This is a genomic window from Luteimonas rhizosphaerae, from assembly GCF_002849595.1.
Lineage (GTDB): Bacteria > Pseudomonadota > Gammaproteobacteria > Xanthomonadales > Xanthomonadaceae > Luteimonas > Luteimonas cellulosilyticus.
This window is the reverse complement of record NZ_NRQR01000028.1, coordinates 43,952-56,603: the sequence shown is the minus strand read 5'-3', so window position 1 is coordinate 56,603 and position 12,652 is coordinate 43,952. Positions and strand designations below refer to the sequence as shown.

Sequence of the window (12,652 nt, the reverse complement as noted above, 5' to 3'; positions counted from 1 at the left end):
TCGTGCGACGGCTCGGTCGTCGCATGTGGGTACGCGCCACCCTGTACTGCGCGGTGGCGGTGCTGACGGCGCTGGTGGGCGCGCTGGTCAAGACCTGGATTCCCGAGTCGCTGGCGGGACGCATCGGCGCCGATTCGGTCGGCAATCTGCTCGGCATCCTCGCGACCTCGATGCTGGCGGTCACGACGTTCTCGCTGTCGACGATGGTCTCGGCCTACAGCTCGGCGTCGAACGGCGCGACGCCGCGGGCGACGCGCCTGCTGATCGCCGACAGCGCCGCGCAGGGGGCGCTGTCGACCTTCATCGGCGCGTTTCTGTTCTCGGTCGTCGGCCTGATCGCGCTCAGCACCGGCATCTATGGCGACAGCGGACGCGTCGTGCTGTTCGCGGCCACCGTCGGCGTCATCGTGCTGATCACCCTCACGCTGCTGGCGTGGATCGAACAGCTGGCGAGCTTCGGCCGGGTCGGCGCGACGATCAACCTGGTCGAGCGCGCGACACGCGAGGCGCTCGACACGCATCTCGAGGATCCCTACCTCGGCGCTGCACCGGGGGCGATCTCACCAGAAACGGGCCACGCCATCGAATCCGATGCGATCGGCTACGTCGAACACATCGACGTCGCGCGACTGGCGGAACTCGCCGAGGACGCCGGCCTGGTGCTCCACCTCGCGCTGCGCCCCGGCGTGTTCGCGGTGCCGGGGCGCCCGCTGCTGCGCTGCGAAGGCGGCCCACTGGACGCGAAGACCGCAGACGCGCTGCGCGAGGCGTTCACGATCAGCGACGAACGCAATTTCGATCAGGATCCGCGCTACGGGCTCGTCGTGCTGACGGAGATCGGCACGCGCGCCCTGTCGCAGGCGGTCAACGACAGCGGCACCGCGATCGACGTCGTCGGTACGGCCACGCGCCTGCTGTGCGAATGGGCACGGGCGCCGACGGCAACGCCCGAGACCCGCTACGGGCGCGTGTTCGTCCCGCCGCTGGCCATCGAGGATGCGTTCGACGATGTCTTCCCGTTGCTGGCACGCGACGGTGCCGGCAGCCTGGAAGTCGGGATCCGGCTGCAGAAGGGACTGGCGGCCATCGCAGCGGCCGGCGACCCGCGTTTCGCGGCTGCCGCGGCCCATCACGCCGCGCTGGCGCTGGCGCGCGCGGAAGCGACGCTGACCTTCCCGCCCGATCTCGACGCCCTGCGCCATTGCGCGGCGAAGACGGAGCGCCCGTGAACGACATCCGGATCCTGCGCGGACTCGATGCGATCCGTGCCGCCGACTGGGATGCACTGGTGCCGGACGGCAATCCCTTCGTGTCCCACGCGTTCCTGTCCGGGCTGGAGGCGCACGGCTGCCTGCGCGACGACTGGGGCTGGACGCCGCAGCACGTGACGCTGTGGTCCGACGACAGGCTGGTCGCCGCGGCACCCGCCTACCGCAAGACCAACTCGCATGGGGAATTCGTCTTCGACCACGCCTGGGCACGGGCCTATGCGCACTACGGACAGGACTACTTTCCGAAGCTGCTGGTCGCGGCGCCCTACTCGCCTGTCACGGGTCCACGCCTGCTGGCCGTCGACGCCGCCGCGCGCACTGCGCTGGTCGCGGCGCTGGAGACGACGACGCGGGACGCGGCCTGGTCGTCGGCCCACGTCAATTTCCACACCGAAGACGAGCAGGCCGCATTCGACGACCGCTGGCTGGCGCGCATCGACGTGCAGTACCACTGGCGCAATGCCGCCGGCTGGGCCAGCTTCGACGACTACCTCGCGGCGATGGACCACAAGCACCGCAAGAACATCCGCCAGGAGCGCGCCAAGGTCGCGCGCGCCGGCGTCACGTTCCGGGTGGTCCACGGCGACGAGGCGAGCGCGGCCGATCTGGCGACGATCCACCGGTTCTATCTGCAGACGTTCGCCGAGTACGGCAATTCGCCCGCACTGACACTGCCCTTCCTGGAACACCTGGCCCGCGCGATGCCCCGCCAGCTGGTGATGATCCTAGCCGAGGCCGACGGGGCGGCGATCGCCGGCGCGCTGTGCCTGCGCAGCCGCGACACGCTCTACGGTCGATACTGGGGCGCGCTGGCCACCCTGCCCGGCCTGCACTTCGAGACCTGCTACTACCAGGGCATCGACTACTGCCTCCGCGAAGGCCTGCAACGCTTCGAACCCGGCGCCCAGGGCGAGCACAAGCTGGCGCGCGGCTTCCTGCCGACGCTGGTCCACAGCCGCCACTGGATCGCCGATCCGCGCTTCGCCGACGCGCTGCGCGGCTGGTGCGCCGACGAGGCCGGGTCGATCCGCGACTACGCGGCGACGCTCGCACGCCACAGCCCGTTCCGCGATCCGCCGCCCGCCCAGTGAGCCTGCACCTGCCGCGTCTGCAGGACGATCCCCGGGCGCCGTTTCCGCCGGTCGAGACCGCATTGCGGCGTCCCGACGGATTGCTCGCGTTCGGCGGCGACCTCTCGGTGCCGCGGCTCTGCAACGCCTAGTGGTCGCCCGATCCGCGTGCGGTGTTCGAGACCGCGGCCTTCCGCCTGCCCCGGCGGTTCCGTCGCACGCTCCGCGCCAGCTCCTGGCACGTTAGTGCCGACACGGCGTTCGCGGCCGTCGTCGACGCCTGCGCCACGGCGCCCCGCGCCGGCCAGGACGGCACCTGGATCACCCCGGCGATGCGCGAGGCCTATCGCGCCCTGCACGCCGCCGGCCATGCGCACAGCGTCGAGGTCTTCGATGGCGCGCGGCTCGTGGGCGGCATCTACGGTGTGGCCATCGGCCGGATGTTCTTCGGCGAAAGCATGTTCAGCGCGGTGCCGGGCGGCTCGAAGGTCGCGCTGGCGATGCTGGCGCGGCAGCTGGCCGCATGGGAGATGCCGCTGCTCGACGCCCAGCTGGAGAACCCGCATCTGCAGCGCCTGGGCGCAGCAGCGTGGCCGCGGCCCCGGTTCGCCGCGGCGATCGCGCCCCTGGTCGAACAGGATCCTGTCAGCGACTGGTCGCCCCGGTTCGGCGTCCAGCCTGCGAGCGCGCTCGCGGGCTGAGGCGACGGAATGCGAGACCGGAGACGGTGCGGGGGCGATCCGTTGGGTCAGTTCGCGCCGTCGTCTTTTGCATCGTCACCGGCCGCGTGCGAGAATGCCCCGCTTCACTGCGGCGCGCGCTCGCGCGCCCTTCCACACAGACGAGTAATCACGACGCATGGCGAAAGACGACGTCATCGAATTCGAAGGCACGATCTCCGAAACGCTCCCGAACACCATGTTCCGGGTGAAGCTCGAGAACGGCCACGAAATCATTGCGCATATCTCCGGACGCATGCGCAAGAACTACATCCGCATCCTGACCGGCGACAAGGTCAAGGTCGAGATGACCCCTTACGATCTGAGCAAAGGCCGGATCACCTACCGCATGAAGTAAGCGCGGATCCGAGACATCCTCGAAGGCGGCCCCAGGGGCCGCCTTCGTCGTTTCGGCGGGACGCGACCATCGGCACATGGCGGGCCACGCGCGCGGCGCGCTACGCTCGGGCTCACCTCTGGCCCACCGGATTCTGCCCATGCCCAAGCTGCCCGCCCTGAGCGCCCTCGCGCTCGCCCTCGCGCTCGTCCTTCCCACCGCCGCGGCCCAGGCGCCCGCCGCGCCTGCTGCGCCCGCTGCGATGACGGTCGCACCGCCGTCCGCGGAAACCGCGCGGCTGAATACCTGGCTCGACGCCCAGTACGAAACCGCGTTGCAGTTCAGCCCCATCGGCCTGACCTTCCTCGGGCGCAAGGAGCTCTACGACCAGCTCGACGACGTCTCCGACGCCGGCATGGACCGGCAGATCGCCTGGCGCCGCGCCAGCGTCGAGGAGATGGCGCGCACCTTCGACCGCGATGCACTGGATCTCGAAGGCCGACTGTCCTACGACCTGTGGAAGCTCGAATACGAAGACGCCGTGGCCCAGCTCCCGTTCCGGCGCAACGCCTATGCCTTCACCCAGATGATGGGGCCGCAGGCGATGCTGCCGACGCTGCTGATCAACTTCCACCGCGTCGATACCGAAGCGGATTACCTCGCCTACATCCAGCGTCTGCGGGCGCTGCCCACGATGTTCGACACCCTGCTCGGGCAGGTCGCCCAGAGTGCGGAAGCCGGCATCCGCCCGCCCCGTTTCGCCTACGACGGCATCATCGGCGACCACACCGCACTGTGGGCGGACCTCGTCAAGAAGGCCGATGCGCTGCGCGACGCCGGCACGATCGACGCGGCCCGCGCCGACGCGCTGAAGGCCGACGCGCGCACCGCCCTGCTCGAATCGGTCGGACCGGGCTACCAGCGCGTCATCGCCTGGTACGAGGGCGACATCGACAACGCACTCGAGAACCCGGCCGGCGTCAGCACCACCCAGCCCGGCGGCGCTGCGTACTACGCGGCGCAGCTGCGCCAGAACACCAGTACCGACCTGACCCCGGACCAGGTCCACGACATCGGCCTGCGCGACGTCACGCGCCTGCATGCGGAGATGGATGCGATCCGCGAGGAAGTCGGTTTCGATGGCGACCTGAAGGCGTTCTTCCGCTTCATCGCCACCGACCCGCAGTTCAAGTTCCCCGATACCGACGCCGGCCGTCAGGGCTATCTCGATGAATCCACCCGCCTGCTGGCGAACATCAAGCAGCAGCTGCCACAGTTCTACGGCCTTCTGCCGAAGGCCGACCTCGTCGTGCGCCGGGTCGAGTCGTTCCGTGAGGAACCGGGCGCGGCGCAGCACTACTTCCCCAGCAGCCCCGACGGCACGCGGCCGGGGATCTACTACGCCCATCTGTCGGACATGAACGCGATGCCGAAGCCGGAGCTGGAAGTCATCGCTTATCACGAGGGCCTGCCCGGGCATCACATGCAGATCGCGATCGCACAGGAACTGACCGGCGTGCCGCAGTTCCGCACCCAGTACCGCAGCACCGCCTACAGCGAAGGTTGGGGCCTGTACTCGGAGTGGCAGGCCAAGGAGATCCCCGGCACCTATGCCGATCCCTATTCCCGCTACGGCCAGCTGAGCTCGGAGCTGTGGCGCGCGGTGCGTCTGGTCGTTGACACCGGCATGCATGCCAAAGGCTGGACCGAGCAGCAGGCGGTCGATTATTTCAACGCCAATACCGGCTTTCCGCAGGCGACGATCCGCTCGGAAGTGCAGCGCTACCTGTCGTGGCCCGGCCAGGCGACGGCCTACAAGATCGGCATGATCCGCATCCAGGAACTGCGCGCGTCGGCGGAGGAACGCCTCGGCGACCGCTTCGACGTCCGCGGCTTCCATGACGCGGTGCTCGGCGGCGGCGCGCTGCCGCTGAACCTGCTGGAGGCGCGTGTCGACGCCTGGATCGATAGCGTCGAAGCAGGCTGAGGCCACGCCGGGGGCGTCGGCGGGAGTCGACGCCCTCCCATGAAAAAGGCGCCCCGCGGGGCGCCTTTTTCGTTTCGCATGGTTTGCAGACCAAGGCCTGCGGTCACTCCACCGTCGCGGTCAGCAGCTTCTCCGGTTCGGCGAACGCATCGACGACCAGCTCGCCGTCGCGGACTTCGATGGTCACGCGGCCGCCATCGGCCAGCTTGCCGAACAGCAGCTCGTCGGCCAGCTTGCGCTTGATCTTGTCCTGGATGACGCGCGACATCGGTCGTGCGCCCATCTGCGGATCGAAGCCGTGCTTGGCCAGCCAGTCGCGCGCGTCCGGCGTCGCCGACAGCGCGACGTTCTTCTCGTGCAGCTGGCTTTCCAGTTCGATCAGGAACTTGTCGACCACGCGCAGGATGTGATCGAGGCCCAGCGACTGGAACTGCACGATCGCATCGATGCGGTTGCGGAACTCCGGCGTGAAGGCCTTGCGGATGACTTCCATCGCATCGCTGCGGTGGTCCTGGTGGGTGAAGCCGATAGACCGGCGCGACGCCTGCGTGGCGCCGGCATTCGTCGTCATCACCAGGATGACGTTGCGGAAGTTCGCCTCGCGCCCGTTGGTGTCCGTCAGCACGCCGCGGTCCATGACCTGCAACAGGATGTTGAAAATGTCCGGATGGGCTTTTTCCACCTCGTCGAGCAGCAGCACGCAGTGCGGCGTCTTGACGATCTTTTCCGTCAGCAGACCGCCCTGGTCGAAGCCGACGTAGCCTGGAGGCGCGCCGATCAGACGGCTGATCGAATGCGCTTCCATGTATTCGGACATGTCGAAGCGCACCAGCTCGATGCCGAGCTGCAGTGCGAGCTGCTTGGTGACTTCGGTCTTGCCGACACCGGTCGGACCGGCGAACAGGAAGTTGCCGATCGGCTTGTCGGGGCTGCCGAGACCGGAGCGCGACAGCTTGATCGCCGATGTCAGCGATTCGATCGCCGCGTCCTGGCCGAAGATCACCATCTTCAAGTTGCGCTCGAGATGCTCGAGCACGTCCTTGTCGCTGGCGCTGACCTGCTTGGCCGGAATGCGCGCCATCTTGGCGACGATCGTCTCCATCTCCTCGACGTCGATCAGCGCCTTGCGCACGCCCTCGGGCAACAGCCGCTGGCGGGCACCGGCCTCGTCGATGACGTCGATGGCCTTGTCCGGCAACAGACGGTCGGCGATGTGCTTGACCGACAGATCGACGGCGGCCTGAAGTGCCTCGTCGGCATAGGTCACGCCGTGGTGCGCTTCGTAGCGCGGCTTGAGGCCGAGCAGGATTTCATAGGTCTCGCCGACGGTCGGCTCGACGATGTCGATCTTCTGGAAGCGCCGCGCCAACGCCCGGTCCTTCTCGAAGATGCCGCGGTATTCCTGGAACGTGGTCGAGCCGATGCAGCGCAGCTCGCCCGACGAGAGCGCCGGCTTGATCAGGTTGGACGCGTCCATCGTGCCGCCCGACGCCGAGCCGGCGCCGATGATGGTGTGGATCTCGTCGATGAAGAGGATCGCACCCGGATGCTTCTTGATTGCAGCGAGCACGGCCTTCAGGCGCTTCTCGAAGTCGCCGCGGTACTTGGTGCCTGCGACCAGCGCGCCGAGATCGAGCGAGAAGATCGTCGCGTCGGCCAGCACCTCGGGTACTTCGCCGTCGACGATGCGCTTGGCCAGGCCTTCGGCGATCGCGGTCTTGCCTACGCCGGCTTCGCCGACGTAGAGCGGGTTGTTCTTGCGGCGGCGGCACAGGACCTGGATCGTGCGCTCGACTTCCTCGGCGCGGCCGACCAGTGGATCGATCCGGCCTTCGCTCGCGGCGTTGTTGAGGTCGCTGGCGTACTCCGCCAGCGCGTCGCCCTTGGCCTCGCCCTCGCCGTCGCCCTTCGCCGCGCCGGCTTCGTCGCCGCCGCCTTCCGCTTCTTCGCCACCGCTCTTGGCGATGCCGTGCGACAGGTAGTTCACGACATCCAGGCGGGTCACGTCCTGCTGGTTGAGGTAGTAGACCGCGTGCGAGTCCTTCTCGCCGAAGATCGCGACCAGCACGTTGGCGCCGGTCACTTCCTTCTTGCCTGACGACTGCACGTGGTAGACCGCGCGCTGCAGCACGCGCTGGAACCCGAGCGTCGGCTGGGTGTCGCGGGTGTCATCTTCGGCGAGCTTGGTCACCGATGTCAGGATGGCCTGTTCCAGATCCGCGCGCAGCCGATCGAAATCGGCGCCAGTGGACTTGAACACCGCTTCGGCGGACGGGTTGTCGAGCAGCGACAACAGCAGATGTTCGACCGTCATGTACTCGTCGCGCGCTTCGCGGGCGCGCTTGTAGCACTGGCCGATGGTGAACTCGAGATCTTTGCTGAACATGGGGCGTTTGCCTCCGGAAGCACTATGACCCTAAGTGGGGCCCGGTTCCGGCATTTCCATCCCCGTCCCGCCCCTGTTTTAGGCCTTTTCCATCGTGCACAGCAAGGGGTGAAGGTTGAGTCGCGCGTATTCGTTCACCTGTGCGACCTTCGACTCGGCGACCTCGCGGCTGTAGACGCCGCAGACGCCGCGGCCGCGGGTGTGGACGTGCAGCATCACCTGGGTGGCGCGCTCGATGTCCAGCGCGAAGAACCGGGTCAGGACATCGACCACGAAGTCCATCGGCGTGTAGTCGTCGTTGAGCAGCAGCACCGAATACAGCGGTGGCGGTGCGACCTCGGGTTTGCTGGCTTCGGCCACGGTGCCGTGGTCGTGTTCGTGCTGGTGTTTTCGACTCATGGCGCAATTATAGAGTGCCGGCGCGAATGGACGGGTCCCGCCCCCCCCTTCAGAATGCGCCATTCCATCCAGGTAACGCCCATGTCGATCCGCCCCCCCCGCTCCGTCTCCGTGTCCCTGGCCGCCCTTGCGCTGGCCCTGGCCGCGTCGGCGTCCGCACAGACGCCGGCGCCGGTGTCCGGCGGCGATGCCTTGTCCGGGCAGACCGCGGCGATGCCCGAAGGCGACCCGTCGGTACGCGCCCGGCTGGATGCGCAATCCTTGGGCTACGAAGTCGACGAGGACGGGGATTTCCGGATCGTCGTGGGCTGGCAGCAGGAAGACCGGTCGCAGCTGACCTTCGTCGCGGGCCGGACCCATCCGCTGGACACCGGCGCCGTGCGCGAGGTCTTCTCGGCCGCCGCGCGGGTGCCTGCGGGCGGATTCGGCGCCGAGCAGGCGAACCTGCTGCTGCGCGACAGCCAGACCAACGTGCTGGGCGCGTGGGAGATCGACGGCGACGTGCTGTTCTACGTGATCAAGCTGTACGACGACGCCGACGGCGCGCGCCTGCGGGAAGCGGTCGACATGGCCGCGCAGATCGCCGACGACATGGAAATCCAGCTGTCGGGCGGCAAGGACGAACTGTGATGGCGTATCGACAGGGACGGTTCTGGCAGCCCGACGTCACCGTGGCGACCGTCGTGCTCGACGGCGGACGCGTGCTGTGCGTCGAAGAACGCGTCGACGGCCGCCTGGTGCTGAACCAGCCCGCCGGCCATTTGGAGCCCGACGAGTCGCTGGTCGATGCGGCGCTGCGCGAGACGCTCGAGGAGACCGGCTGGACGGTCGCCCTGACCGGCTTCATCGGCGCCTACCAGTGGAAGTCGACGCCGCGCGCCGACGAAGCCGACGGCCGCCATTTCCTCCGCTTCGCCTTCGTCGCGACACCGGTCTCGCACGATGCCGATCGCGCCCTGGACGACGGCATCGCCCGGGCGCTGTGGATGACGCCCGACGAGCTGCGCCAGGCGCAGACCCGCCACCGCAGCCCGCTGGTCTGGCAGGCGGTGTCCGACTGCCTCGCCGGTCAGCGGTATCCGCTGTCGCTGCTGCAGCACATCGCATGAGTGCGCCCGACGTCATCGTCGGCATGTCGGGCGGCGTCGATTCGTCGGTCGCGGCCCTGCTGCTGCGCGATGCCGGCCAGTCCGTCGCCGGATTGTTCATGCAGAACTGGGCGGAAGACGAGCCGCAGGACGGTACGGGTGCCGCTGCAGGCGCGGGGAATGCGGCCGGGCACTGCCGCGCCGAAGACGACCGCCGCGACGCGGTCGCGGTCTCCGGCCGGCTCGGCCTGCCGATCCATTTCCGAGATTTCTCGTCGGAATACTGGGACGGCGTGTTCGCCCACTTCATCGCCGAGTATGCCGCGGGGCGCACACCGAACCCGGACGTGCTCTGCAACCGCGAGATCAAGTTCAAGCATTTCCTCGACGCCGCGCAGGCGCTGGGTGCGCCGCGGATCGCGACCGGCCATTACGCGCGCGTCGCGCAGGCAGGCGGCCGGTGGCAGCTGCTGCGCGCGCACGATCGCAGCAAGGACCAGAGTTATTTCCTGCACCAGCTGGGCCAGCAGCAGCTGGCGGCGACGCTGTTCCCGCTGGGCGAACTGCCGAAGACGGATGTCCGCGCGATGGCCCGCGCCGCCGGCCTGCCGACCGCGGAAAAAAAGGATTCGACCGGCATCTGCTTCATCGGCGAACGCGATTTCCGCAGCTTCCTCGCCCGGTACCTGCCCGCCCGCGAGGGCGAGATGCGCACCCCCGACGGGCGCCGCGTGGGCACCCATCCCGGCGTCTTCTATTTCACCCTGGGCCAGCGCGAGGGCCTGCAGATCGGCGGCGTGCGCGGCTTCGACGCCGCGCCCTGGTATGTGGTCGGCAAGGATGTGGGCGACAATGTGCTGCTGGTCGCCCAGGGCGCCGACACGCCGTACCTGCTGTCGTCGCGCCTGTGGAGCGAGCCGGCGCACTGGATCGCCGGTGCGCCGTCCGCGCAGCGCTTCCGCTGTACGGCCCAGACCCGCTATCGGCAACAAGAGGAATCCTGCCACGTGACCATCGACGACCAGACCGGCCAGCTCGACATCGCCTTCGACCGCCCCCAGCGCGCCGTGACGCCCGGACAGTCGGTGGTGCTCTATGCCGGCGACGTCTGCCTGGGCGGCGCGGTGATCGCGCGGACCGACGCGCCGCTGGAACTGCGCGCACGCGGGGTGGCGGCATGATGGAGCAACGCGTCCTCGCCCTCGCCGGCCTTGCCCAGGCGCTCAAGCAGGTCCGGCGCATCGCCGAGACCGGCCAGGCCGACGCGGCCGTGCTGTCGACCGCGCTCGACAGCGTGTTCCGCATCGATGCGGCATCGCCCGAGGACGTCTACGGGGGCCGTCAGGCGCTGGTGCCCGGCCTGATGCTGCTGCGCGAGTACTTCGGCAACCAGGGCAGCGACAACCTCCTGCCGCGCCTGGCGCTGTCGGTGATCCAGCTCGAGCGTCGCTTCGTGGCGCACAAGCAGATCGCGGGTGATGTGCGCGACGGCATCCTCGACATCCGCCCGAAGGCCGACGAACTCGGCCACACCCATCCCGAAGTCCTGTCGGCGCTCGGCGCGCTGTATGCCGATACGGTCAGCCACCTGCGGCCCAAAGTCATGGTCCAGGGCAATCCACACTACCTCGGCCAGGCCGACGTGGTCGCCGAGATCCGCGCGGTGCTGCTGGCCGCGCTGCGTTCGGCGGTGTTGTGGCGGCAGATGGGCGGCAGCCTGTGGGATTTCCTGCTGCGTCGTCAGCAGATGCTCAAAGCGCTCTGACACCCGGGTCGCCGCGCGCGACCCGCGTCCAACGGCGAACAAACAGAGCGCTTCGGGTGTGCGGACGCACGGCGGTCAGGGGGTTTCTCAGTTAAGTCATTGCATCGGTGGCCTCGCACGCGCGGGTGCGGCGTCGGCGCGAATCCGGAGCCTCCTCTCGGGCCCTGTTGCGGGCGGCCGGTTCCGGCCGGCTCCAATCCGCGGGCCGGGCAGGCTTACGGGCCGCGCCGGCTTTGAGTCGGCGCGCCGTGCGCTGTCGAGTCTGAACGCATGCGGCGTCCACGCGGGCCAGTCGCCATCGCGCGCCATCCGCGCTAAAGCCGTCGACCGTGGTGCCGATACCGGGAATGTAAGAATCTCCCTGAGAGCGCCCATGTACGTACGCATCCTGATCCGCCTCGCCGCGCCGCTGGCGCTGACGCTGCTTCTCCCGCTGGCGTTCGCGCTCGACTGGCCCGCGCCGGTCCGCTGGGCGATTCTGTCGACCTTCCTCGCCAGCTGGCTCGTTCTGGGCGCGTGGATCGTCCGGCGCGACACCCGGCGCTCGCCCGAGCAGCAGAAGGTCATGAAGGAACAGGACCAGCTGCTGACCGAGCTGCGCCAGTTCGTCGGTACCGAGATCGAGGGCTCGCGCGTCGAAGTGGAGCGCGCCCGCGAACTGATCCGCCAGGCCGTCGGCGCCCTCGGCAGCAGCTTCGACGCGATGAACCGCAAGTCGCGGCAGCAGTCGCAGGCGATGAGCCGGTTGCTCGACCACACCAGCGATCAGGACGGCATGGGCGGCGCCGACGTCGCCCGCTTCGCCCAGCACGCCAGCAGCCGCATGGAGCAGCTGGTCGAAGCGCTGGAGCAGGTCAGCGGCCAGAGCGTCACCACGGTGACCCACATCGACGAGATGGCCGGCCATCTCGACGGCATCTTCGCCTTGCTCGAAGACGTCAAGTCGATCGCCGACCAGACCAACCTGCTGGCGCTCAACGCGGCGATCGAAGCAGCGCGTGCCGGTGAGGCCGGTCGCGGCTTCGCGGTGGTCGCCGACGAGGTGCGCAACCTGTCGGAACGCTCGACTGCGTTCAACGAACAGATCCGCAAGCTGGCGCATTCGTCGAAGGAATCGATCGCCAAGGTCCGCGATACCGTGTCGAGCATGGCCTCGCGCGATCTCGATCGCTCCCGCGAAGCCCGCGCCGAAGCGGCCGGCATGCTGAACCAGGTCGCCGGCATCAACCGCTCGCTCGGCGACGGCATGCGCGAGATCTCGGAGTGCGGCAAGGCCATCGATGCCAGCGTCACCGATGCGGTGCGCGCGCTGCAGTTCGAGGACATCGCAACCCAGGCCCTCGGCGGCGTGCACTCGCACCTCGAGCGGCTCAACGCGATCAACCGCGAGGCGATCGAACTGCAGGAACTGCTGCATCGCAACGGCGGCGTGCTCGACGACGAAATGATGCACGCCCTGCAGCGCATCGGCCAGCGTCTGCGCGATTCGCGCAGCACCTGGGAGAAGCCGCCGCACAAGCCGGTCGCGCAGGAATCGATGGGATCCGGCACCGTCGAGTTGTTCTGACTTGGACGGCGGCGGCGCCAGCGCGGGGGACACCACGGGCACCGCGTCCGGGACGGGCGGTGC

Annotated in this window: 11 protein-coding genes and 1 pseudogene; 10 read left to right on the top strand and 2 right to left on the bottom strand. The window is 68.7% G+C overall.

What is annotated here, in order from left to right; genetic code table 11:
- Window positions 1-23 precede the first annotated feature (23 nt).
- The 5 genes and pseudogenes from CJ022_RS16065 to CJ022_RS16045 all read left to right on the top strand — a co-directional run bounded on the left by CJ022_RS16065 (window position 24) and on the right by CJ022_RS16045 (window position 5,384).
- On the top strand, window positions 24-1,229 hold the full coding sequence (locus tag CJ022_RS16065; protein ID WP_101927645.1) for a DUF2254 domain-containing protein: 1,206 nt from the start codon (window positions 24-26) through the stop codon (window positions 1,227-1,229).
- Window positions 1,226-2,362 (top strand): GNAT family N-acetyltransferase, encoded by a 1,137-nt coding sequence (locus CJ022_RS16060; protein WP_101927739.1) that lies wholly within the window; start codon window positions 1,226-1,228, stop codon window positions 2,360-2,362. Before CJ022_RS16065 ends, CJ022_RS16060 begins: the two co-directional genes overlap by 4 nt.
- Window positions 2,359-3,042 (top strand): annotated as a pseudogene (gene aat, locus CJ022_RS16055) (leucyl/phenylalanyl-tRNA--protein transferase). Before CJ022_RS16060 ends, aat begins: the two are co-directional and overlap by 4 nt.
- A 157-nt stretch (window positions 3,043-3,199) precedes the next feature.
- Window positions 3,200-3,418, top strand: coding sequence for a translation initiation factor IF-1 (gene infA, locus CJ022_RS16050; RefSeq protein ID WP_101927644.1), 219 nt, complete (start codon window positions 3,200-3,202; stop codon window positions 3,416-3,418).
- Window positions 3,419-3,557: 139 nt separating this feature from the next.
- The gene (locus CJ022_RS16045) at window positions 3,558-5,384 is read left to right on the top strand and encodes a DUF885 domain-containing protein (protein WP_101927643.1); all 1,827 of its coding nucleotides are present in this window, start codon (window positions 3,558-3,560) and stop codon (window positions 5,382-5,384) included.
- A gap of 103 nt (window positions 5,385-5,487) precedes the next feature.
- On the opposite strand, the gene clpA is transcribed toward CJ022_RS16045, so the two are convergent.
- Together clpA and clpS are read right to left on the bottom strand one after the other, a co-directional pair.
- Window positions 5,488-7,770, bottom strand: coding sequence for an ATP-dependent Clp protease ATP-binding subunit ClpA (clpA, locus tag CJ022_RS16040; RefSeq protein ID WP_101927642.1), 2,283 nt, complete (start codon window positions 7,768-7,770; stop codon window positions 5,488-5,490).
- A gap of 78 nt (window positions 7,771-7,848) precedes the next feature.
- On the bottom strand, window positions 7,849-8,169 hold the full coding sequence (gene clpS / locus CJ022_RS16035) for an ATP-dependent Clp protease adapter ClpS (protein ID WP_101927641.1): 321 nt from the start codon (window positions 8,167-8,169) through the stop codon (window positions 7,849-7,851).
- 81 nt (window positions 8,170-8,250) lie between these two features.
- Here clpS and CJ022_RS16030 point away from each other — a divergent pair, with 81 nt between their 5' ends.
- From CJ022_RS16030 to CJ022_RS16010, 5 genes are all read left to right on the top strand, one after another.
- Window positions 8,251-8,799: a hypothetical protein gene (locus CJ022_RS16030; protein WP_143704024.1), complete on the top strand. Its 549-nt coding sequence runs from the start codon at window positions 8,251-8,253 to the stop codon at window positions 8,797-8,799.
- Window positions 8,799-9,278, top strand: coding sequence for an NUDIX hydrolase (locus CJ022_RS16025; RefSeq protein WP_101927639.1), 480 nt, complete (start codon window positions 8,799-8,801; stop codon window positions 9,276-9,278). The genes CJ022_RS16030 and CJ022_RS16025 overlap by 1 nt, the downstream gene beginning before the upstream one ends.
- The gene (mnmA, locus tag CJ022_RS16020; RefSeq protein WP_101927638.1) at window positions 9,275-10,438 is read left to right on the top strand and encodes a tRNA 2-thiouridine(34) synthase MnmA; all 1,164 of its coding nucleotides are present in this window, start codon (window positions 9,275-9,277) and stop codon (window positions 10,436-10,438) included. Before CJ022_RS16025 ends, mnmA begins: the two co-directional genes overlap by 4 nt.
- Window positions 10,438-11,022, top strand: a complete 585-nt coding sequence (hflD, locus tag CJ022_RS16015; RefSeq protein ID WP_101927738.1) for a high frequency lysogenization protein HflD — start codon at window positions 10,438-10,440, stop codon at window positions 11,020-11,022. The genes mnmA and hflD overlap by 1 nt, the downstream gene beginning before the upstream one ends.
- 373 nt (window positions 11,023-11,395) lie before the next feature.
- Window positions 11,396-12,589, top strand: coding sequence for a methyl-accepting chemotaxis protein (locus CJ022_RS16010; protein ID WP_101927637.1), 1,194 nt, complete (start codon window positions 11,396-11,398; stop codon window positions 12,587-12,589).
- The last annotated feature ends 63 nt before the right edge of the window (window positions 12,590-12,652 follow it).

Excerpts from the sequence above, each read along its gene's own strand:
- CJ022_RS16065 (WP_101927645.1), top strand. The coding sequence starts at position 24 with ATGTGGGTACGCGCCACCCTGTACTGCGCGGTGGCGGTGCTGACGGCG.
- infA (WP_101927644.1), top strand. The coding sequence starts at position 3,200 with ATGGCGAAAGACGACGTCATCGAATTCGAAGGCACGATCTCCGAAACG.
- CJ022_RS16045 (WP_101927643.1), top strand. The coding sequence starts at position 3,558 with ATGCCCAAGCTGCCCGCCCTGAGCGCCCTCGCGCTCGCCCTCGCGCTC.
- clpA (WP_101927642.1), bottom strand. The coding sequence starts at position 7,770 with ATGTTCAGCAAAGATCTCGAGTTCACCATCGGCCAGTGCTACAAGCGC.
- clpS (WP_101927641.1), bottom strand. The coding sequence starts at position 8,169 with ATGAGTCGAAAACACCAGCACGAACACGACCACGGCACCGTGGCCGAA.
- CJ022_RS16030 (WP_143704024.1), top strand. The coding sequence starts at position 8,251 with ATGTCGATCCGCCCCCCCCGCTCCGTCTCCGTGTCCCTGGCCGCCCTT.
- CJ022_RS16025 (WP_101927639.1), top strand. The coding sequence starts at position 8,799 with ATGGCGTATCGACAGGGACGGTTCTGGCAGCCCGACGTCACCGTGGCG.
- mnmA (WP_101927638.1), top strand. The coding sequence starts at position 9,275 with ATGAGTGCGCCCGACGTCATCGTCGGCATGTCGGGCGGCGTCGATTCG.
- hflD (WP_101927738.1), top strand. The coding sequence starts at position 10,438 with ATGGAGCAACGCGTCCTCGCCCTCGCCGGCCTTGCCCAGGCGCTCAAG.
- CJ022_RS16010 (WP_101927637.1), top strand. The coding sequence starts at position 11,396 with ATGTACGTACGCATCCTGATCCGCCTCGCCGCGCCGCTGGCGCTGACG.